The following is a 21,852-nucleotide window of genomic DNA, read 5'->3' on the forward strand; positions in this document are numbered from 1 at the left end:
ACAGTCCCGTGGGGGGAAGTGCGCACGTGAACAATTGGCGAGAAGACGCCCAACCGGAGTGGCCCGAGGCCGCGGCCGCGACGGCTGAGATACCTACCACGGGGCGAACGTCCGCGGACAAGAGGGTCCAGGCCTTTGATCCATTTCGCGCCAATCGCGGGGTGGGGGCGGGGAGTTCTTCCGGGACTTACGGGACTTCAGGGACCGCTGGATCCGCTGGATCCGCTGGATCCGCTTCGGACCGGCCCCCGGTCGCCGAGAAGCCGTCCCGCGATTCCGCCTCTCCCACCACCTCGCTCCGCGACCCCTGGCAGGACCAGGACCGGGACCGGGACGAGATCGGCGGCGGCGGACCGCTCATCGGCGCGGTGCCGCGCCAGCCCGGCCCGCCCGGCGGCACCGGGTACGCCGAGCACTCCCACGATCCGCACGAGGTGACCGTCCAGCTGGACGCGGTCCAGCTCGGCGCCGCCGCGGCGGTGCGGGCCGTACCGCGCGGTGGGCACGAGGGTTCGGACGGGCCGGTGTTCGTCGACGAGACCGGGCGGCGCAGTCGCCGGTTCCGGCGGATCGGGATCGCCGTGGCGGTGGCCTGCGCGGTCTACGCCGTCGTCATCGTCGGCACCCTGATGTCGGGCAACTCCAACGCGCCCTGGCTGCCCGTACCCGGGCAGCAGGAGGGACAGCCGGCCGGACAGGTCGACACCTCACCGGTGCCCGAGCGGTCGGCCGAGCCCACCGACCCCGGCGCCACCGCACCGGGCAGCACACCAACGGCGACCGACGGCCCCCTTCCGTCGTCCGGAGCCGGCCTCGCCACCCCCGACGACGTCGCCACCTCCGCCGCGCCGGGCACCTCCGCCGACCCCGGTCCGACGAAGACGGGCGACGCGACCAAGCCGGGCACCGGCCCGACCGACGCGGACCCCGACCCGTCGGTCCCGGTCACCAACTCGCCCGACCCCGACCCGGACCCCACCGAGACGGTCACCACGTCCCCCGACCCCACCACGAGTGAAGGCGGCGCCGCGTCCGGCGGCACGGGTACGGGCACGGGATCCGACACAACGGCCAACGGACCGTCGATCAACCGGTCCTCGGTCAACGCCGCGTCCGGCACCGGCACCGGCACATCGGCCGTCGCCCTGCCCGCCTCCGCCGCTGCCGCCGGCACCGCCGCGCCCGCCGCGCGGCCCTCCGCTCTCTCCCCGTATCCGGAGTACGTCCTCTGATGGCATCCCGCACCCGCCGCCGGGGATCCGCACCCGCCGGCCTCCGGCGCCGCCGCCTGCCCATGCGCCTGCTGTTGCCCACGTTCGTCCTCGTCGCCCTGATGGCGATGCTGATGCTGCGCGGCTATGTGCACAGCGAGATCCTGGCCGACCACCGGGTCCAGGAACCGATATCGAAGAGCGAGGTGCCGCGGGACGTCCTCAAGGGCGGGCCCGTGATCGACACCCGCGACGGCCGCCGTACGAGTCTCGACGTCCCGGACAGGGAACTGGTCCTGACCTTCGACGACGGCCCGGACCCCAAGTGGACCCCGAAGGTCCTGGACGTCCTCAAGGAACACAACGCGCACGCCGTCTTCTTCATCACCGGCACCATGGCCTCCCGCTACCCGAAGCTGGTCCAGCGGATCGTCGACGAGGGCCACGAGATCGGCCTGCACACCTTCAACCACCCCGACCTCTCCCTCCAGTCCAGGGAGCGCATCGACTGGGAGCTGTCCCAGAACCAGCTCGCGCTCGCGGGCGCGGCCGGTATCCGCACCTCGCTGTTCCGGCCGCCGTACTCGTCGTTCGCGTACGCCATGGACAACGAGTCGTGGCCGGTCACCGAGTACATCGGCAGCAAGGGCTACATCACCGTCGTCAACGACACCGACAGCGAGGACTGGAAGCGGCCGGGCGTCGAGGAGATCATCCGGCGGGCGATGCCGGAGAAGGGCGAGGGCGCCGTCGTACTGATGCACGACTCCGGCGGCGACCGTTCGCAGACGGTGGCGGCGCTGGACCGGTACATCGACCGGCTCCAGGACAAGGGCTACCGCTTCGACACCCTCACCAAGGCGCTGAACGCGCCCAGCGCGCACACCCCGGTCGCCGGTGTCGAGGCGCTGAAGGGCGACGCCTGGATCCTGCTGGTGCAGGCGTCGGAGCGGACGACGGACGTGCTCGTCGTGGGGCTCGCGGTGATCGGCGTCCTGGTCTTCGCCCGGTTCGGGCTGATGCTGATCCTGTCCGCGCTGCACGCGCGCCGGGTCCGGCGCCGCGACTTCCGCTGGGGGCCGACCGTCACGGAACCGGTCTCCGTCCTCGTGCCCGCGTACAACGAGGCGAAGTGCATCGAGCAGACGGTCCGTTCGCTGGTGGCGAGCGACCATCCGATCGAGGTGATCGTCGTCGACGACGGCTCGAACGACGGCACCGCCCGCATCGTCGAGGACCTGCGGCTGCCCGGCGTCCGTGTGGTGCGCCAGCTCAACGGGGGCAAGCCCGCCGCCCTCAACCGCGGGATCGCCAACGCCAGTCACGACCTGATCGTGATGATGGACGGCGACACCGTGTTCGAACCGGCGACGGTCCGCGAGCTGGTCCAGCCGTTCGGCGACCCGCGCGTGGGCGCGGTGGCCGGCAACGCGAAGGTCGGCAACCGTGACTCCCTGATCGGCGCCTGGCAGCACATCGAGTACGTGATGGGCTTCAACCTGGACCGCCGTATGTACGACGTCCTGGGCTGCATGCCCACCATCCCCGGTGCCGTCGGCGCCTTCCGCCGCTCCGCGCTCGAACAGGTCGGCGGCATGAGCGACGACACGCTCGCCGAGGACACCGACATCACGATGGCCCTGCACCGCAGGGGCTGGCGGGTGGTCTACGCGGAGAACGCCCGCGCGTGGACCGAGGCCCCGGAGTCGGTGCAGCAGCTGTGGTCGCAGCGCTACCGGTGGTCGTACGGCACGATGCAGGCGATCTGGAAGCACCGCCGCGCGGTCGTCGAGAAGGGCCCCTCGGGCCGCTTCGGCCGGGTGGGACTGCCGTTCGTCTCCCTGTTCATGGTGGTCGCACCGCTCCTCGCACCCCTGATCGACGTGTTCCTGCTCTACGGGCTGGTCTTCGGCCCCACCCAGAAGACGATCCTGGCCTGGCTGGGCGTCCTGGCGATCCAGGCGGTCTGCGCGGCGTACGCGTTCCGGCTGGACCGCGAGCGGATGACGCACCTGATCTCCCTGCCGCTCCAGCAGATCCTCTACCGCCAGCTCATGTACGTCGTCCTGCTCCAGTCCTGGATCACGGCCCTGACCGGCGGCCGGCTGCGCTGGCAGAAACTGCGGCGCACCGGCGCGGTGGGGCTCCCCGGCGGGGGCTCCGCGGTGCCGCGCCCCGCCGACCGACGCCCGGTCGGCTGACCGCGCCGCCGCCCCACTCCGACCACAGGGACCACCCTTCATGTACGACGAGAAGCACCTAGGCAGCGCCGGGCCGCTGGCCGCGCCGCCGGCCCCGTCCAGCGCACCGGCACCGATACCCAAGCCCCCGTCCCGGGACCGCTACTTCGACCTGCTCCGCGCCCTCGCCCTCTTCCGGGTGGTCCTCTACCACCTGACGGGCTGGGCCTGGCTGCCGCTGGTGTTCCCGTCCATGGGCGTGATGTTCGCCCTCGCCGGCAATCTCATGGCCCGCTCCCTGAAGCGCCCGCCGGTGCAGGTCATCCGGGGCCGGGTCCGCCGGCTGCTGCCACCGCTGTGGGTGCTGGCCGTCGTCGGCATCGCGGGGATGGTCGCGCAGGGCTGGGGCCCGGACGCCGAGGGCCACCCCGGCTGGTGGTGGCAACACCTCCTCTACTGGGTCCTCCCGCTCAGCGACCCGCCGTACGCGGAGGGGCTGCCCGGCGTCCACGGTGTCGTCGGCGAGAACTGGGCGGCGGACTTCGCGGGCCCGCTCTGGTACATCCGCGCCTACCTCTGGTACGTGCTGCTGTCGCCGTTCCTGCTCAAGGCCCTGCGCGCGATGCCGCTGGTCACGATCCTGGCGCCGCTCGCCCTGTCGTTCGGCCTCGACCAGGCCTGGATCACCCTGCCCGGCGAGCGGGTTCCCTCGGCCCTGACCGACTTCAGCACCTTCGGCGCCTGCTGGATCCTCGGCATGGCCCACCAGGAGGGCATCCTCAAACGCCTGCCCCGCTACGTCGTCCCGTCCGTGGCCCCCGTCGTCGCGGGCATGGGCCTCTGGTACGCCGTGACCCACAACTTCTCCGAGGGCAACGACCTCGACGCGATGCCGCCGGCCCAGGCCCTGTGGTCCTTCGGCACGGTCCTGCTGCTGCTCCACTTCAGCCCGTCCTGGTCGGAGTGGCCCGCCCGCCTGCGCCGCTTCGCCCGCCCGATCACCCTGCTCAACTCCCGCGCGGTGACGATCTACCTCTGGCACAACATCTGCATCCTCGTCGCCGCGACCCAGTGGGACCGCCTCTGGGAATTCGACGTCATGTGGCAGCACTACACCTGGCTCCTGGAAAGCCCCTGGCCGGTCCTGGCGATCACCTGGCTCCTAATAGGCACCTGCATCATCACCTTCGGCTGGGCAGAGGACCTGGCGGCAAAACGCCGCCCGGAACTATGGCCGGACGGCCGGCGAACGAGAAGCGGAAAGGGCCATCGGCGGAGGCTGTGAGCCGCCCGTGTGGATCGGTTACGAGTACGCAGGCGTCCGGCAGGGCGGCGGCCCGCAGGACCTGCCGGACGGCGGCCGGCCCCCGGGCCACGGCAACCCCCTCGCGCCCGGCACCTGACGGCGCCGACCTCTCACCCCGCCCCCACCCCCCGTGAGACCAACGTTCCTTGGCAGTCACTCGTGGGCACAGGGGTGAAACGAGGGCTCCCTACCTTCGGGACTTGTCCGCACGTAGCGGAGCCCGAGTCCCGGAGCATCGTGGAGGCGTCATGACAGCCCCGAGTACGGCCCCCGTACCCCCGAGCAGGGGCGGTCGGTGGATTCAGCGGTGGGATCCCGAGGACGAGACGTTCTGGCGGGAGACCGGGGAGAAGGTCGCCCGGCGGAACCTCGTCTTCTCCGTGCTCTCCGAGCACATCGGGTTCTCGATCTGGACCGTGTGGTCGGTGCTGGTGCTGTTCATGGGCCCCGAGTACGGCCTCACCCCCGCCGACAAGTTCTTCCTCGTGTCCATGGCCACCCTCGTCGGCGCCGTCGTGCGCGTGCCCTACACCTTCGCCGTCGCGATCTTCGGCGGGCGGAACTGGACCATCGTGTCGGCGAGCCTGCTGCTCATCCCGACGGTCGTCGCGTTCGCCGTCATGGAGCCCGGGACCTCGTACGGCACCTTCCTCGTGTGCGCGATGCTCGCCGGTATCGGCGGTGGCAACTTCGCCTCCTCGATGACGAACATCAACGCCTTCTTCCCGCTCAGGAAGAAAGGGTGGGCTCTCGGGCTCAACGCCGGGGGCGGGAACATCGGCGTTCCGGTGATGCAGCTTGTCGGGCTCGCCGTCATCGGGGCCAGTGGCGGTCCGCGGGTGCTGCTCGGGATCTACATCCCGCTGATCGTCGTCGCCGCCGTACTCGCCGCGCTCTACATGGACAACATCGCGTCCCTCAAGAACGACACAGGGGCCGCCAAGGACGCCGTGCGCGAACGCCACACCTGGATCATGGCCTTCCTCTACATCGGGACCTTCGGGTCCTTCATCGGGTACAGCTTCGCCTTCGGGCTGGTGCTCCAGACACAGTTCGGGCGTACGCCGCTCCAGGCCGCCTACGTCACCTTCATCGGTCCGCTGCTCGGCTCCCTCATCCGTCCGCTGGGCGGCGCCCTCGCCGACAAGTACGGCGGCGCCCGGATCACGCTGTGGAACTACGTCGGCATGGCCGCCGCCACCGCTGTCATCATCGTCGGCAGCATGCGCGAGTCCCTCGCCGTCTTCAGCGTCGCCTTCATCGCCCTGTTCGTGCTCAGCGGCCTCGGCAACGGGTCGACGTACAAGATGATCCCCGGCATCTTCCAGAACAAGGCGCTCGCCCAGGGGCTCACCGGCGAGGCCGCGGCCGCGTACGGGCGGCGTCTGTCCGGGGCCTCCATGGGGCTCATCGGCGCGGTCGGCGCCCTCGGCGGACTCGGTATCAACCTCGCCTTCCGGCAGTCCTTCCAGACCGCCGGATCCGGCACCGGCGCCTTCGTCGCGTTCCTCGTCTTCTACGGCCTCTGCTTCGCCGTCACCTGGGCCGTATACCTTCGCCGCCCGGCCGCGCGGACGGCGGGCCCGGCGACCACGGAGACGAAGACGCAGCTCAGCTACGCCGAGGTGTGACGTAACACCGGTGACATCACACCGAACCGAGCCTGTCACGCGCCGTTGACAGGCTCGGTCGGCATGCGAGTACGGCATCCAGCGGTACGACGACCCAAGCGCGGGAACGAGAGCCATGTACGCCATGCACGACGCACAGCAGGGACCACCGGACCACGGGCCGTTGGCCGGGTTCACCGTGGGCGTCACGGCCGCCCGGCGTGCCGACGAGCTCGGCACGCTGCTCCAGCGCCGCGGGGCGGCCGTGCTGCACGCGCCCGCCCTGCGCATCGTGCAACTCGCCGACGACGGTGAGCTGCTCGCCGCGACCAAGGACCTCATCGCGCGCGTGCCGGACGTGGTGGTCGCCACCACCGCCATCGGCTTCCGCGGCTGGATCGAGGCCGCCGACGGCTGGGGGCTCGGCGAGGCCCTGCTCGACCGGCTGCGCGGTATCGAACTGCTGGCCCGCGGGCCCAAGGTCAAGGGCGCGATCCGGGCCGCCGGGCTGACCGAGGACTGGTCGCCGTCCAGCGAGTCCATGGCCGAGGTCCTCGACCGGCTGCTCGACGAGGGCGTCGACGGCCGCCGGGTCGCCGTCCAGCTGCACGGCGAGCCCCTGCCCGGCTTCGTCGAGTCGCTCCGGGTGGCCGGGGCGGAGGTCGTCGGGGTGCCCGTGTACCGGTGGATGCCCCCGGAGGACATCGCGCCCGTCGACCGGCTGCTGGACGCCGCCGTCTCGCGCGGCGTCGACGCGGTCACCTTCACCAGCGCGCCCGCCGCCGCGTCCCTGCTCTCCCGCGCGGAGGAACGCGGCCTGCTGCCGGAACTGCTCACCGCGTTCCACCACGACGTCCTGCCGGCCTGCGTCGGCCCGGTCACCGCGCTGCCGCTCCAGGCCCGTGGTGTGGACACCGTCCAGCCCGAACGGTTCCGTCTCGGCCCGCTCGTCCAGCTGCTCTGCCGGGAGCTGCCGGGCCGGGCCCGGGTGCTGCCGATCGCCGGGCGCCGGGTCGAGATCCGCGGGCACGCGGTCCTGGTCGACGGCGACCTCAAACCCGTACCGCCCGCCGGTATGTCCCTGCTGCGGGCCCTGTCCCGGCGCCCCGGCTGGGTCGTCGCCCGCGCGGAGCTGCTGCGGGCCCTGCCCGGCGCCGGCCGCGACGAACACGCCGTCGAGACCGCCATGGCCCGCCTCCGTACCGCCCTGGGCGCCCCGAAGCTGATCCAGACCGTCGTCAAACGCGGCTACCGGCTGGCCCTGGACCCGTCGGCCGACACGAAGTACGCGGATCTCTGACCCGTACGCGGATCTCTGCCCCGTACGCAGGCCGCACGCGCGCGTACGTGTGGGGCCCGCCTTGAGGCCGGCCCCACGTCTCCTCGCCCGTCTCACGAGAGCGATCAGCCCCGCGGATCCGGCCGCCCCCACCCCACCGGCCCCGGCGCCGTCGTCGAACTCATCGGTGCCGTCTCCCGCGCCGCCGCCCGCCGCTCCCGTCCGTACAGCAGCGAACCCCACGCCAGGAAGGCCAGCGCCAGCGCCGACGTGGCCGCGCGGATCCCGTTCCACAACACCCACGGGTCCTCGAAGTCCGCGCGCGCGGCCACCGGGTCGGTCGAGGAGACGAGGTCCTCGTTCAGGGGCACGTTGATGCCCATCGTGATCAGGAAGGTCAGGCCGTACGCCACCAGGGCCGCCCACATCCAGGCGCGCGGTCCTGGCCGGCCCCGCAGCCGCCAGGCCGCGACCGCCGTCAGCAGCAGCGCGGCCATGAAGGCGCCGAGGAACAGCGGGTTGTAGATCGCGTCGTCGATGTCCGACATGACCTGGACGTAGACGTCGTCGTCGCTGTGGGCCAGGGCCGGCATCACGGTGACGGCGAAGATGAAGAAGGTGCCGGCGATCAGGCCCACGGTGACGGTGGCCGCCCCGAGAACCGCGCCGGTGATCCGGTTCGGGTTCGTTTCCATACCTCCAGTGAAGGCCCGCACCCCCGGCCCGGCACATGGCCGAGAGGCTCCGGCGCATAAGCGGACGTCCAGGCGGTACGAGGGCTTCCGGCGGCCGGAGCGGGCAGGCACTGTAGGAGTGACGGTTCCCCACGCTCGTTCACCCCAGGTGGTGACAGGAACATGGCACTGGGTACGGCCACGGCCCCGCACGAGCCGAGGTTCGACGCGGGACGGATCTGCCTCGATCTGCTGGCGACCACACACCCCGCGGAGCGGCTCGGCTCCGTCGCGGAGCTGTCCGCCTGGATCGCCGGCTCCTCACTCGTCCCGCCCGGCACCTCGCTGGCCCACGCCGACACCTCCTGGCCGGAGGCCTTCCGTGAACTGCGCACCCACATCGGCCGGTTGATCCGCGCCGACCTGGCACCCGAGGTCCGCGCGCCCCTGGCGCTCGCCGCCTCCCTCACCCGCGTCAACACCCTGGCCGGCGCCGCCGCGCCCCCGGCACCGCGCGCCGTACGCGCCGAAGACGGGGGCCTCGTACGGGAACTGGGCGGTCCGCCGGAGTGTGCCGCGCTGCTCGCGGCCCTCGCCCGGGACGCCGTGGAGCTGCTCACCGACCCCGTCGCGCGGGCGGGGCTGCGGCAGTGCGCGGGCGACAACTGTCCCGTCGTCTATCTCGACACGTCCCGCGGGCGCCGGCGCCGCTGGTGCTCCAGCGAGGTCTGCGGAAACCGCGAACGGGTCGCCCGGCACCGTCGGCGCATGGCGCTGTCACAAGCCTGAGTGTCTCTTATGCGGCTTCTGTGGAACGAGTTGGGAAGTGATTTCGGCAACACCGGGTTTCCGCCCGGCCGTTCACGGGCAGCCGACGCGATCTTGAAGACGTGGCGGAAATGTGAAGATCACGCGGTGGGAATGTGCCCCCATGTCCCCCCTCGTCACGTCACCACGCGGAAAACTGTCACCCCACTTTGAACATCCGGCCCTTGGGGTCCGTACCCGGTGTCGAGCGACCGACTCGGGGGAACCCCCGGACACCGGAGGTGGGCGTGCGCAAGGATGCGGCCGTGGCCAATGAACGTGGAACGAGGGCCCGACATCGCATGTCCCAGCCCTCGGAACCGGATGAGGAGCTGATGCGTGCGCTGTACCGAGAGCACGCGGGTCCGTTGCTCGCATATGTCCTGCGCCTGGTCGCGGGGGACCGGCAGCGCGCCGAGGACGTGGTGCAGGAGACGCTCATCCGTGCCTGGAAGAACGCCGGTCAGCTCAACCGAGCGACCGGATCGGTACGCCCCTGGCTGGTGACGGTCGCGCGCCGCATCGTCATCGACGGCCACCGCAGCCGGCAGGCCCGGCCGCAGGAGGTCGATCCGTCGCCGCTGGAGGTCATCCCCGCGGAGGACGAGATCGACAAGGCGCTGTGGCTGATGACGCTGTCCGATGCGCTCGACGACCTGACCCCTGCCCACCGCGAGGTGCTGGTCGAGACGTATTTCAAGGGGCGTACGGTCAACGAGGCTGCCGAGACCCTGGGCATACCCAGCGGCACGGTGCGCTCCAGGGTGTTCTACGCCCTGCGTTCGATGAAGCTGGCGCTGGAGGAGCGGGGGGTGACGGCGTGATGAACACATACGGGGGATACGGATCGGGGGGTCCGGGTATGCCTGCTTCCATGCAGCAGGGAACAGCGGGCCCGAATGAGCACGAGACCGTCGGCGCCTACGCCCTCGGGATCCTCGACGACGCCGAGGCGAGCGCCTTCGAGATCCACCTCGCCGGCTGCGAGTGGTGCGCCCAGCAGCTCGACGAGCTGGCCGGGATGGAGCCGATGCTGGCCGCGCTGGCGGACCTGCCCGGCACCGGGACACCCGCGATCGGCGAGTCGCTGTCCGCCAAACCCTCGCCGCGCCTCGCGGAGAAGCTGGTCGACGAGATCGCCGAGCGCCGCGCGCAGAAACGGCGCCGGTCCTTCTACATGGTGGCGGCGGCCGCGGCCCTGATCGTGGGCGGCCCGTTCGTGGCCGTGGCGACCAACGGCGACGGCGGCGGTTCCACCCCCAACAACCAGGTGACGGCCGCGAGCCCCGCCAAGTCGGCGTTCGAGAAGATGCCCGACCGTGCGACCGCGACCGACCCGAGCAGCAAGGTCACCGGCACCGTCGCGATGTCGGAGAAGGCCTGGGGCACCGACGGTGTCCTGGAGCTCAAGAACGTCAAGGGCCCGCTCAAGTGCTCCCTGATCGCCGTCGGCAAGAACGGCGAGCGCGAGTCGATGAGCACCTGGTCCGTCCCGGAGTGGGGTTACGGCATCGACGGCGCCGAGACCCAGCAGGCGAGAAACCCGCTGTACATCCAGAGCGGCGCCGCCTTCAAGCCGGGCGAGATCGACCACTTCGAGGTCATGACGCTCGACGGCAAGAAGCTGGTGGAGATCGACGTCTGACGCTTGCGGCGGGGCCTGTCCGGTGTGACGGCGGACAGGCCCTGACGAGTGAAGCGGGTGTCAAAGGCCTGTCCGGTGCGATCAGCTCCGGGCGGGCCGTAGCCTTTCCCGGCTCCCTTCGCGTACGGTGGACGGCTGCCCAGCACGTCAGAAGGGGGCCCGGTGGCCGCTCAGGCTCCAGAGGAAACGGCGCTCGACTCCTTGCGAGACCGAGAGATCGGTGTCGAACAGGTGCACCTCGATCAGGTGTACCGACGCCTTGAGGAGAAGATCCACGAGGCCGAGTTCCTCATGCACGACGCGGCCCAGCGGGGCCAGGTCGGCACGCCCGGCGCGCTCGCCGAGCGGGACGCCCAGGTCTTCAGGGCCGGCGTCCATCTCAACCGGCTGAACAACGAGTTCGAGGACTTCCTGTTCGGCCGTATCGACCTGCTGCCCGGCAAGGACGGCAAGAAGGGTCCCGACGGTGCCTACACGGCCGTCGAGCCCGCCGAGGGCGCGGTCCGCGAGGACAACACGGCCGACATCGCCGAGACGCTGCACATCGGCCGGATCGGCGTCCTCGACCAGGACTACTCGCCGCTCGTCATCGACTGGCGGGCGCCCGCCGCGGCCCCGTTCTACCGCTCCACCCCGGTCGACCCGGGGCGGGTCGTACGGCGCCGGGTGATCCGCTCCAAGGGCCGCCGGGTGCTCGGTGTCGAGGACGACCTGATGCGCCCCGAGCTCACCGCCTCCCTGGACGGCGAGACGCTGGCCGTCATCGGCGACGGCGCCCTGATGGCCGCGCTCGGCCAGGCCCGCGGCCACACCATGCGCGACATCGTCGCCTCCATCCAGGCCGAGCAGGACCTGGTGATCCGGGCCCCCGCCTCGTCCGTGACCTACGTCGAGGGCGGCCCCGGCACCGGCAAGACCGCCGTGGCCCTGCACCGCGCGGCCTATCTGCTCTACCAGGACCGGCGGCGGTACGCGGGCGGCATCCTGATCGTCTCGCCGACCCCGCTGCTCGTCGCGTACACCGAGGGTGTGCTCCCGTCGCTCGGCGAGGAGGGCCAGGTCGCGATCCGCGCCATCGGCTCACTCGTGGACGGCGTCGAGGCCACGCTCTACGACTCCCCGGCGGTCGCCCGCGCCAAGGGCTCCTACCGGATGCTGAAGGTGCTGCGGAAGGCCGCGCGCGGCGCGCTGGAACTGGGCTCCGGGGCCGCTCCGGCCGCCACCGGCCAGCTCTCCTTCGGAGACGACGGGGACAACGGGTACGACGGGGGCAACGGGTACGACGAGAGGGCCGTACGCGGGCCGTCCGCCCCGCCGACCAGGCTGCGGGTCGTCGCCTTCGGGCGCCGGCTCGAACTGGAGGCGGCCGCGCTCGACCGGATCCGCCAGTCCGCCCTCGGCGGCACCGCGCCGGTCAACCTGCTGCGCCCGCGCGCCCGCAAGCTGCTCCTGGACGCCCTGTGGGACCAGTCCGGCGCGGGCGGCCGGCACACCGACCCGGAACTCGCCGCCGAACTGCGCTCCTCCTTCGACGAGGACCTCACCACCGAGGACGACTTCATCGCGTTCCTGGATGCCTGGTGGCCCGAGCTCACGCCGAAGGACGTGCTGGCCGCGATGGCCGACGAGCGGCGCCTGGGCCGCTGGGCGCGCCGGATCCTCAACCCGGGCGAGGTCCGCAAGGTCGCCCGTTCACTCGGCCGCGACGGGCTCTCCGTGCACGACATCGCCCTGCTCGACGAGCTCCAGGCGATCCTAGGCACCCCGGCCCGCCCGCGCCGCAAGCGTGACCTGGACCCGCTGGACCACCTCACCGGCCTGGACGAGCTGATGCCGGTGCGCGAGGAGACCCAGCGCGAGCGCGCCGAGCGGCTCGCCCAGGAGCGCACCGAGTACGCGCACGTCATCGTGGACGAGGCCCAGGACGTCACGCCGATGCAGTGGCGCATGGTCGGCCGCCGCGGCCGGCACGCCAGCTGGACGGTCGTCGGCGACCCCGCCCAGTCCTCCTGGTCCGACCCGGACGAGGCCGCCGAGGCCCGCGACGAGGCCCTCGGCACCCGCCCGTCCTACGCGGGCCGGGACAGCGCCACGAGCCGCTCCTCGCGCGGGCGCCGCTTCCAGCTCACGGTCAACTACCGCAACCCGGCCGAGATCGCCGAACTCGCCGCCAAGGTCCTGGCCCTCGCCATGCCCGGCGCCGAGTCTCCCCGGGCGGTCCGCTCCACCGGCGTCGAGCCGCGCTTCACCGCCGTACGGGAGTCCCTTGCCCGGACGGTCCGCGAGGAGTCCCAGCGCCTCCTGGACCAGGTGGACGGCACGGTCGGTGTCGTCGTGGCGATGAACCGCCGCGAGGAGGCCCGCCGCTGGCTCGCCGGGCTCGGCGACCGTGTGGTGGCCCTCGGCAGCCTGGAGGCCAAGGGCCTGGAGTACGACGCCACGGTGGTCGTCTCCCCGGCAGAGATCGCGGACGAGTCCCCGGCCGGCCTGCGGGTGCTCTACGTCGCCCTGACCCGCGCCACGCAGCAGCTCACGGTGGTCTCCGCGGACCGCGACGAGCCCAATGCCCAGGGGGTGCCGGACCTGCTCCGCGACTGACGCGGAAATGAACTTCCGGTACGGGAATGGCCGTACGGGATCGGTTTGTTAGCCTTGACGTGGCACCGGCCCGATCCAAGCCCCCGGGCCCAACCTTCGTCGCTACGAGCGACCACTTGCCGCGAGGCGAGCATGGCGGGTCGGTGTCACTGAACGGTGAGAGGTCCACGTCACGGATGTGACGTGGACCTCTTTCGTTGGGCCCCTCTCCACCGGCTGATCGAATCTCGTATGGTGGAAGAAGTTTTCCGAAAGTCATCCGGGTGCTGCGCCCGTCCGTGAACTCAATGAGCGCAACCCGGGGCGGCTACCACGTACCCGGCGGTAGGTGCGACGATCGGACGGCAGAAATCGGCGACACCGTGAAAGCAGAGGAAGTCGGCCATGGCAACGGCGCCCAGCGTCTCCTACTCGATGACCATCCGGCTGGAGGTGCCCGCGAGCGGAACGGCCGTCTCGCAGCTCACCAGCGCCGTGGAGTCCTCCGGTGGCTCGGTGACCGGCCTCGACGTCACCGCGTCCGGTCACGAGAAGCTCCGTATCGACGTGACCATCGCGGCCACCTCCACCGAGCACGCCGACCAGATCGTGCAGCAGCTGCGCGGCATCGAGGGCGTCACACTGGGCAAGGTCTCGGACCGTACGTTCCTCATGCACCTCGGCGGCAAGATCGAGATGCAGTCCAAGCACCCCATCCGCAACCGTGACGATCTCTCGATGATCTACACGCCGGGTGTGGCCCGTGTCTGCATGGCGATCGCGGAGAACCCCGAGGACGCCCGCAGGCTCACCATCAAGCGCAACTCCGTTGCGGTCGTGACCGACGGCTCCGCCGTGCTGGGCCTCGGCAACATCGGCCCCAAGGCCGCGCTGCCGGTCATGGAGGGCAAGGCCGCCCTGTTCAAGCGGTTCGCCGGCATCGACGCCTGGCCGCTGTGCCTGGACACCCAGGACACCGACGCGATCGTCGAGATCGTCAAGGCGATCGCCCCCGGCTTCGCGGGCATCAACCTGGAGGACATCTCGGCGCCCCGCTGCTTCGAGATCGAGGCCCGGCTGCGCGAGGCCCTCGACATCCCGGTCTTCCACGACGACCAGCACGGCACCGCCATCGTCGTCCTCGCGGCCCTCACCAACGCGCTGCGCGTCGTCGGCAAGGACATCGCGAACGTACGGGTCGTCATGTCCGGGGCCGGCGCCGCCGGTACGGCCATCCTGAAGCTGCTGATCGCCGCCGGTGTGAAGAACGCCGTCGTCGCCGACATCCAGGGTGTGGTGCACTCCGGCCGCAAGGACCTCGTCGACGCCGCCGCCGACTCGCCGCTGCGCTGGATCGCCGACAACACCAACCCCGAGAACCTCACCGGCACCCTCAAGGAGGCCGTTCGCGGCGCGGACGTCTTCGTCGGCGTCTCCGCGCCGAACGTGCTGGACGGGGACGACGTGGCCGCCATGGCGGACGACGCGATCGTGTTCGCGCTCGCGAACCCGGACCCCGAGGTCGACCCGGCGATCGCCCGGCAGACCGCCGCCGTCGTGGCCACCGGCCGCTCCGACTTCCCGAACCAGATCAACAACGTGCTGGTCTTCCCGGGTGTCTTCCGCGGCCTGCTCGACGCCCAGTCCCGCACGGTGAACACGGACATGATGCTCGCGGCCGCCACGGCCCTCGCGGACGTCGTCACCGAGGACGAGCTCAACCCGAACTACATCGTGCCCAGCGTCTTCAACGACAAGGTGGCGGGCGCGGTGGCCGGTGCGGTGCGGGAGGCCGCGAAGGCGGTCACCGGGACGCCGTCGTAGGCTGGCGGTGCGCAGTGGGGGCTGCGGGGCGGTGCGACGACGGGCCGGGTGCCAAGGTGTGCCCGGGTTGTGAGCATCGCCACGACAGCCCCCGCGTCGGCGCGTCGCGGAACCGGCGGACGTCGACAGCCCTCTAGGGTGTCGCCAGGCTCAGGCCCTCTTTTCGTGTGACTCCCACGGGTGTTCTCACGACGCGCGCGGGTGCCGGATTGGCATTCCCGCCGCAGGTAGGGGCAGGATGCGTCCCTGGGCGCGAGCGTCTGACGACGGGCCCGGGTCCGGGGACCGCCCGAGGGCCCTGACAGCATCGGCTCAGCTGTGCCCAATATGCGGCTCCGCCGCGTGGCACGCCTCAACAGCAAGATGAACACGGGAGTAACAACATGAACCGCAGTGAGCTGGTGGCCGCGCTGGCCGACCGCGCAGAGGTGACCCGCAAGGACGCCGACGCCGTGCTGGCCGCGTTCGCCGAGGTCGTGGGCGACATCGTCTCCAAGGGCGACGAGAAGGTCACCATCCCCGGCTTCCTGACCTTCGAGCGCACCCACCGTGCCGCTCGCACCGCGCGCAACCCGCAGACCGGTGACCCGATCCAGATCCCGGCCGGCTACAGCGTGAAGGTCTCGGCGGGCTCGAAGCTGAAGGAAGCGGCCAAGGGCAAGTAAGGGTCGCGCTACCGCCGTCGCGGCTCTACGCCGTTGGCGGCTGCCGGTCCGTCGTGGGCCGGTCGCGCAGTTCCCCGCGCCCCTTCCAGGGCGTTGCAGTGAATGCCGATGGGGCGCCTCCCGAGTTCGGGGAGGCGCCCCATCGGCGTGTTTGCTTACGGAATGTCAGCCCAGTGTTTTGCCGGGGAGTTCGACCTTGGCGCCGAGCTCCATCAACTTCTCCATGAAGTTCTCGTAGCCGCGGTTGATGAGGTCGATGCCGTGGACTCGGCTGGTGCCCTGGGCCGCGAGGGCGGCGATCAGGTAGGAGAAACCGCCGCGCAGGTCGGGGATGACCAGGTCGGCTCCCTGGAGCCGGGTGGGCCCGGAGACCACCGCCGAATGGAGGAAGTTGCGCTGGCCGAAGCGGCAGTTCGAGCCGCCGAGGCACTCGCGGTAGAGCTGGATGTGCGCACCCATCTGGTTGAGTGCGGAGGTGAATCCGAGGCGGGACTCGTAGACCGTCTCGTGGATGATGGACAGGCCCGTCGCCTGGGTCAGCGCGACCACCAGCGGCTGCTGCCAGTCGGTCTGGAAGCCCGGGTGCACGTCCGTCTCCAGCGCGATGGACTTCAACTGGCCGCCCGGGTGCCAGAAGCGGATGCCCCCGTCGTCGATCTGGAAGGCACCGCCCACCTTCCGGTAGGTGTTCAGGAACGTCATCATCGAGCGCTGCTGGGCGCCACGGACGTAGATGTTGCCCTCGGTCGCCAGCGCCGCGGACGCCCACGAGGCGGCCTCCAGGCGGTCCGGCAGGGCCCCGTGGTCGTAACCGCCGAGCTTGTCCACACCGGTGACGCGGATCGTGCGGTCGGTGTCCATCGCGATGATGGCGCCCATCTTCTGAAGGACGCAGATGAGGTCCTCGATCTCCGGCTCCACCGCCGCGTTCGAGAGCTCGGTGACGCCCTCCGCGAGGACGGCCGTCAGCAGCACCTGCTCGGTGGCGCCGACGGACGGGTACGGCAGCCGGATCTTCGTGCCGCGCAGCCGCTGCGGAGCCTCCAGGTACTGCCCGTCGGCCCGCTTCTCGATCGTCGCGCCGAACTGCCGCAGCACGTCGAAGTGGAAGTCGATGGGCCGGCCGCCGATGTCGCAGCCGCCGAGGCCCGGGATGAAGGCGTGGCCGAGCCGGTGCAGCAGGGGGCCGCAGAACAGGATCGGGATCCGGGACGAACCCGCGTGCGCGTCGATGTCGGCGACGTTCGCGCTCTCGACGTGCGTCGGGTCCAGGACGAGTTCGCCGGGCTCCTCGCCCGGACGGACCGTCACCCCGTGCAGCTGGAGCAGCCCGCGGACCACCCGCACATCACGGATGTCCGGAACATTGCGCAGTCTGCTCGGGCCACCGCCCAGGAGGGCGGCGACCATCGCCTTCGGTACGAGGTTCTTCGCACCGCGGACACGGATCTCGCCCTCGAGCGGGGTTCCGCCGTGGACCAGCAGTACGTCATCAGCGCCGTTGACGGTCATGAATCTCGCGTTCCGTGGAGTTCGGGTGGGGCCGGAGAGCAAGAGTAATCGCCGTCGACCCCCCTCCTGTAAGCCCAAGGACGGCTCAGCCCTGTCATAGCTGTGTCACAACACGAACCGCTCCCAATCGGGCACATGGGGTCACCGGCCCGTCCGTGCGCCCGGGATGCTTCTCTCCGCCCTGGCCTGCGTCGCCTCGCGTCCCCCCATTGCCTCCACACGTGACGGCAAGATGCGGGATCATGTCTGCCATGACCGAGGTGTCCTCGCTCACAGGGCGGCTGCTCGTGGCCACGCCCGCCCTGGCGGACCCGAACTTCGACCGCGCGGTGGTGCTGCTCCTCGACCACGACGAGGAGGGCTCGCTCGGTGTCGTCCTCAACCGCCCGACGCCCGTGGGGGTCGGCGACATCCTGGAGGCCTGGGCGGACTTCGCCGGCGAGCCGGGGGTCGTCTTCCAGGGCGGCCCGGTCTCGCTGGACTCCGCGCTGGGGGTCGCCGTCATCCCCGGCGGCGCGTCGACCGAGCGCGCCCCGCTCGGCTGGCGGCGGGTGCACGGCGCGATCGGCCTGGTCGATCTGGAGGCCCCGCCGGAGCTGCTCGCCGCCGCGCTCGGTTCACTGAGAATCTTCGCCGGGTACGCCGGATGGGGCCCGGGTCAGCTGGAGGACGAGCTGGTCGAGGGCGCCTGGTACGTGGTGGAGTCCGAGCCCGGCGACGTCTCCTCCCCGGAGCCCGAACGCCTCTGGCGGGAGGTGCTGCGCCGCCAGCGCAGCGAGCTGGCGATGGTGGCCACGTACGCCGACGACCCGTCGCTGAACTGATCGGCCACGCTCCCTGAACTGATCGGCGACCCTTCGCCGAACTGATCGATGTGAGCTTCAGTACTCTTGGTTTTATGAGCACTCTTGAGCCCGAGCGCGGGACTGGTACGGGGACCCTCGTAGAGCCGACGCCGCAGACCTCCCACGGTGACGGCGACCACGAGCGCTTCGCCCACTACGTCCAGAAGGACAAGATCATGGCGAGCGCCCTCGACGGGACCCCCGTCGTGGCGCTGTGCGGCAAGGTCTGGGTGCCGGGCCGCGATCCGAAGAAGTACCCGGTCTGCCCGATGTGCAAGGAGATCTACGAGTCCATGGGCGCCGGCGGCGACCAGGGCAAGGGCGGCAAGGGCGGCGACAAGAAGTAGCCGCCGGGAGAGAACTCGCGCAGGCCTCCGAGGTGTGTTCCGACACGCTCCGGGGGCCTTTGTGCCTTTTGGTGTCCTCTCTCCGTTTGCTCCCCCCTCTCCGTTGCATGGAGTGCGTCACCCGGTCACAGAGTGGTTGAGACCTCTTGTGGGCCCGTTCATCAACTCCTTAGCCTCCGCAGTGTTGTGCACAGCGAAACCGTCATTGCGCATGTTGCAACACCGTTCGGAGGAGTACTCCATGAAGTTGTCCGTCCGTATGGCCGCCCTGCTCGCCCCGGCGCTTCTGCTCACCGCCGCCTGCGCCCCCTCGACCTCCGACAACTCCTCCTCCGGTGAGGACGAGAAGACCGGAACCCTGCGGGTCTGGCTCTTCCAGGAGGTCAACAACAAACCCAAGGAACAAGTCGTCGAGTCAGTGATCGACGACTTCCAGAAAGCGCACGAGGACACCAAGGTCTCCGTCGAGTACATCCCCGTCGAGACCCGGGCCCAGCGCATCAAGGCCGCCTTCAACGACCCGAAGAGCGCCCCCGACGTCATCGAGTACGGCAACACCGACACCGCCGGCTATGTGAAGGACGGCGGACTCGCCGACGTCACGGCCGACTTCAACGCCTGGGACGAGGCCAAGGACTCCGACCCCACGGCCCGCCAGTCGGTCACCGTCGACGGAAAGGTCTACGGCGCCCCCTTCTTCGTCGGCGTCCGCGCGCTGTACTACCGCACCGACGTCTTCGACGAACTCGGCCTGAAGGCACCCAAGACGCAGGCCGAGTTGATCTCCACCGCCAAGGAGATCCACGCCGCCAAGCCCGACCTGTACGGCATAGCCGTCGGCGGCGCCTACACGTACGGCGCGATGCCGTTCATCTGGGCCAACGGCGGTGAACTCGCCACCGGCAAGGGCACGTCGTTCGCCTCCGCGATCGACAGCGCCGACGCCCAGAAGGGCATCAAGGCCTACACCTCCCTGTTCGGCGACGACAACTGTCCGGCCGCCAAGTGCGCGGGCATGGGCGGCAACGACACCGTCACCGCGTTCGCCTCCGGCAAGGCGGCCATGGCGATCGGCGGCGACTTCAGCCACCAGGCCGTCGAGGCCGGGTCCGTGAAGGGCAAGTACGCGGTGGTGCCGCTGCCCGGTGTCGAGTCCGGTTCGATCGCACCGGCCTTCGCCGGCGGCAACAACATCGGGGTCCTGAAGAGCACCTCGCACCGCACGCTCGCCGTCGACCTCATGCAGCAGCTCGCCTCGAAGAAGACCCAGGGCGAACTCTTCGACGCCATGGGCTTCCTGCCGACCTACGCCGACGTGCGGGACGAGGCCGCGGAGAAGGACTCCTTCGTCGAGCCGTTCGTCGAGACGCTCGGCGCCGAGACCAGGTTTGTGCCGGCGTCGCCCGCGTGGGCGCAGATCGACGCGTCGCTGGTGCTGCCGACGATGTTCCAGGAGATCGTCAGCGGCAAGAAGGACGTGGCCGCCGCCGCGGGGGACGCTGCCGCGAAGATGGACGACGCGTTTGGCTCCGCCGGGTGACGGGGGTTGCGCCGACCAAGGCGGGGGGTACTGAGCGCGGGCGGGTGCGGGCAGTCGTGGGTACTTCGCGCAGTTCCCCGCGCCCCTCCCGGGGTGCGCCTGGGCGGGGGTCCACGTGGGTGCCCTGGATCTATGTTGCTCCCGCGCTTGTGGTGCTTGCGGGGCTGCTCGTCTACCCCATCTACCAGCTTGGGCTGATCTCGTTCCTGGAGTACACGCAGGCTCAGGTCAGTGGTGGGGAGCCGACCACCTTCAAGGGGTTCGGGAACTACGCCGAACTGTTCCGTGACGAGCAATTCTGGCAGGTGCTGGCCGCGACCGTGGTCTTCGCCGCCGCCTGTGTGGTGTCCACCCTTGCCGTGGGCTGTGCGCTGGCCGTGCTGCTGACGCGGGTGCGGGCCCTGCCGCGGCTGGCGCTGATGCTGGCCGCGCTGGGGGCGTGGGCGACGCCCGCGGTCACCGGATCCACGGTCTGGCTGCTGCTGTTCGACCCGGACTTCGGCCCGGTCAACCGGATCCTGGGGCTCGGCGACCACTCCTGGACGTACGGGCGGTTCAGCGCCTTCTTCCTCGTCCTGCTCGAAGTGGTCTGGTGCTCCTTCCCGTTCGTGATGGTCACCGTCTACGCCGGGATCCGCTCCATCTCCACCGAGGTGCTGGAGGCCGCCGCGCTCGACGGCGCCTCGCAGTGGCGGATCTGGCGCTCGATCATGGCGCCGATGCTCCGGCCGATCCTGGTGATCGTCACCATCCAGTCCGTGATCTGGGACTTCAAGGTCTTCACCCAGATCTACGTCATGACGAACGGCGGCGGCATCGCGGGCCAGAACATGGTCCTCAACGTCTACGCCTACCAACAGGCGTTCTCGTCCTCGCAGTACAGCCTCGGCTCGGCGATCGGCATCGTGATGCTGCTGATCCTGCTCGCCGTGACGCTGGTGTACCTGCGGCTGCTGCGCCGGCAGGGGGAGGAACTGTGACCGTGCTGCGTTCCCTCGTACGACGTCCCTGGCGGCTGGCGGCCGAGCTGTCGGCGCTGCTGATCGCCGTGGTCGTCGCCTTCCCGCTGTACTGGATGGTGCTCAGCGCCTTCAAACCGGCCGGCGAGATCGAGTCGTCCCGGCCCAGGCCCTGGACGCTGGACCCCTCCCTGGATTCCTTCCGGCGGGTGTTCGGACAGCAGGAATTCGGCCGGTATTTCGTCAACAGTCTGGTCGTCGCGGGCACGGTCGTGATCGTTTCCGCGCTCATCGCGTTCCTCGCGGCGACCGCCGTGACCCGATTCCGGTTCCGCTTCCGGACCACCCTGCTGATCATGTTCCTGGTGGCCCAGATGGTGCCGATCGAGGCCCTCACGATCCCGCTGTTCTTCCTCATGCGGGACTTCAACCTGCTGAACACGCTGGGGTCGCTGGTCCTGCCCCACATCGCCTTCTCGCTGCCCTTCGCGATCTGGATGCTGCGGGGGTTCGTGAAAGCCGTGCCGGAGGCGCTGGAGGAGGCCGCGTATCTCGACGGGGCGAGCCGGGCACGATTCATGTGGCAGATCCTTTTCCCCCTGGTCTTCCCGGGCCTCGTGGCGACCAGTGTGTTCTCCTTCATCTCGACCTGGAACGACTTCCTGTTCGCCCGCTCCTTCATCATCAGTGACACCTCCCAATCGACCCTTCCGATGGCCCTGCTGGTCTTCTACAAACCCGACGACCCCGACTGGGGAGGCGTGATGGCGGCCTCCACGGTGATGACGATTCCGGTGCTGGTCTTCTTCGTACTCGTACAGCGGCGCCTGGTCTCCGGACTGGGCGGAGCGGTAAAGGACTGACGTGACTT

General features: G+C 70.4%; 18 protein-coding genes. 16 read left to right on the forward strand and 2 right to left on the reverse strand.

The features are described 5' to 3' along the window. Positions 1-368 precede the first annotated feature (368 nt). The 5 genes from ACIQAC_RS23910 (at position 369) to ACIQAC_RS23930 (ending at position 7,607) form a co-directional block, all read left to right on the forward strand. The gene (locus tag ACIQAC_RS23910) at positions 369-1,232 is read left to right on the forward strand and encodes a hypothetical protein (protein ID WP_402194004.1); all 864 of its coding nucleotides are present in this window, start codon (positions 369-371) and stop codon (positions 1,230-1,232) included. Then, positions 1,232-3,412: a glycosyltransferase gene (locus ACIQAC_RS23915; protein WP_402194006.1), complete on the forward strand. Its 2,181-nt coding sequence runs from the start codon at positions 1,232-1,234 to the stop codon at positions 3,410-3,412. Before ACIQAC_RS23910 ends, ACIQAC_RS23915 begins: the two co-directional genes overlap by 1 nt. A 40-nt stretch (positions 3,413-3,452) precedes the next feature. After that, positions 3,453-4,676: an acyltransferase gene (locus ACIQAC_RS23920; protein ID WP_402194008.1), complete on the forward strand. Its 1,224-nt coding sequence runs from the start codon at positions 3,453-3,455 to the stop codon at positions 4,674-4,676. A gap of 269 nt (positions 4,677-4,945) precedes the next feature. Further along, positions 4,946-6,328 carry a nitrate/nitrite transporter gene (locus ACIQAC_RS23925; RefSeq protein WP_402194010.1) on the forward strand — a complete coding sequence of 461 codons (1,383 nt, stop codon included), beginning with the start codon at positions 4,946-4,948 and terminating at the stop codon, positions 6,326-6,328. A gap of 124 nt (positions 6,329-6,452) precedes the next feature. After that, positions 6,453-7,607, forward strand: coding sequence for a uroporphyrinogen-III synthase (locus ACIQAC_RS23930; protein WP_402194462.1), 1,155 nt, complete (start codon positions 6,453-6,455; stop codon positions 7,605-7,607). A gap of 104 nt (positions 7,608-7,711) precedes the next feature. On the opposite strand, the gene ACIQAC_RS23935 is transcribed toward ACIQAC_RS23930, so the two are convergent. After that, entirely contained in the window at positions 7,712-8,281 is a 570-nt protein-coding gene (locus ACIQAC_RS23935) for a DUF1772 domain-containing protein (protein ID WP_402194011.1), read from the reverse strand. A gap of 162 nt (positions 8,282-8,443) precedes the next feature. Here ACIQAC_RS23935 and ACIQAC_RS23940 point away from each other — a divergent pair, with 162 nt between their 5' ends. The 6 genes from ACIQAC_RS23940 to ACIQAC_RS23965 all read left to right on the forward strand — a co-directional run bounded on the left by ACIQAC_RS23940 (position 8,444) and on the right by ACIQAC_RS23965 (position 15,778). Next, a complete protein-coding gene (locus ACIQAC_RS23940; RefSeq protein WP_402194012.1) occupies positions 8,444-9,049 on the forward strand; it encodes a CGNR zinc finger domain-containing protein in 606 nt (201 codons plus the stop codon). A 320-nt stretch (positions 9,050-9,369) separates the two neighbouring features. Then, on the forward strand, positions 9,370-9,891 hold the full coding sequence (locus tag ACIQAC_RS23945; RefSeq protein ID WP_010039908.1) for a sigma-70 family RNA polymerase sigma factor: 522 nt from the start codon (positions 9,370-9,372) through the stop codon (positions 9,889-9,891). 50 nt (positions 9,892-9,941) lie between these two features. Beyond that, positions 9,942-10,712 (forward strand): anti-sigma factor family protein, encoded by a 771-nt coding sequence (locus ACIQAC_RS23950; protein ID WP_402194014.1) that lies wholly within the window; start codon positions 9,942-9,944, stop codon positions 10,710-10,712. Positions 10,713-10,874: 162 nt separating this feature from the next. After that, positions 10,875-13,310, forward strand: coding sequence for a HelD family protein (locus ACIQAC_RS23955; protein WP_402194015.1), 2,436 nt, complete (start codon positions 10,875-10,877; stop codon positions 13,308-13,310). A gap of 384 nt (positions 13,311-13,694) precedes the next feature. Then, positions 13,695-15,113 carry an NAD-dependent malic enzyme gene (locus ACIQAC_RS23960; protein ID WP_402194017.1) on the forward strand — a complete coding sequence of 473 codons (1,419 nt, stop codon included), beginning with the start codon at positions 13,695-13,697 and terminating at the stop codon, positions 15,111-15,113. A gap of 383 nt (positions 15,114-15,496) precedes the next feature. Next, positions 15,497-15,778 (forward strand): HU family DNA-binding protein, encoded by a 282-nt coding sequence (locus ACIQAC_RS23965; protein WP_004000874.1) that lies wholly within the window; start codon positions 15,497-15,499, stop codon positions 15,776-15,778. Positions 15,779-15,943: 165 nt separating this feature from the next. Here ACIQAC_RS23965 and murA read toward each other — a convergent pair whose 3' ends face one another. Further along, positions 15,944-17,290 (reverse strand): UDP-N-acetylglucosamine 1-carboxyvinyltransferase, encoded by a 1,347-nt coding sequence (gene murA / locus ACIQAC_RS23970; protein WP_402194019.1) that lies wholly within the window; start codon positions 17,288-17,290, stop codon positions 15,944-15,946. A 251-nt stretch (positions 17,291-17,541) separates the two neighbouring features. Here murA and ACIQAC_RS23975 point away from each other — a divergent pair, with 251 nt between their 5' ends. The 5 genes from ACIQAC_RS23975 to ACIQAC_RS23995 all read left to right on the forward strand — a co-directional run bounded on the left by ACIQAC_RS23975 (position 17,542) and on the right by ACIQAC_RS23995 (position 21,844). Continuing rightward, on the forward strand, positions 17,542-18,114 hold the full coding sequence (locus ACIQAC_RS23975; RefSeq protein WP_402194464.1) for a YqgE/AlgH family protein: 573 nt from the start codon (positions 17,542-17,544) through the stop codon (positions 18,112-18,114). Between the two features lie 74 nt (positions 18,115-18,188). After that, positions 18,189-18,482 (forward strand): DUF3039 domain-containing protein, encoded by a 294-nt coding sequence (locus tag ACIQAC_RS23980; RefSeq protein ID WP_402194021.1) that lies wholly within the window; start codon positions 18,189-18,191, stop codon positions 18,480-18,482. Positions 18,483-18,723: 241 nt separating this feature from the next. Continuing rightward, complete coding sequence (locus ACIQAC_RS23985; RefSeq protein WP_402194022.1) at positions 18,724-20,022, forward strand: extracellular solute-binding protein; 1,299 nt, start codon at positions 18,724-18,726, stop codon at positions 20,020-20,022. Positions 20,023-20,078: 56 nt separating this feature from the next. After that, positions 20,079-21,002, forward strand: coding sequence for a carbohydrate ABC transporter permease (locus tag ACIQAC_RS23990; protein WP_402194023.1), 924 nt, complete (start codon positions 20,079-20,081; stop codon positions 21,000-21,002). Continuing rightward, a complete protein-coding gene (locus ACIQAC_RS23995) occupies positions 20,999-21,844 on the forward strand; it encodes a carbohydrate ABC transporter permease (RefSeq protein ID WP_402194025.1) in 846 nt (281 codons plus the stop codon). The genes ACIQAC_RS23990 and ACIQAC_RS23995 overlap by 4 nt, the downstream gene beginning before the upstream one ends. Positions 21,845-21,852 lie beyond the last annotated feature (8 nt).

Origin of the sequence: Streptomyces sp. NPDC088387 (assembly GCF_044753385.1) — a bacterium.
Classification (GTDB): Bacteria; Actinomycetota; Actinomycetes; order Streptomycetales; family Streptomycetaceae; genus Streptomyces.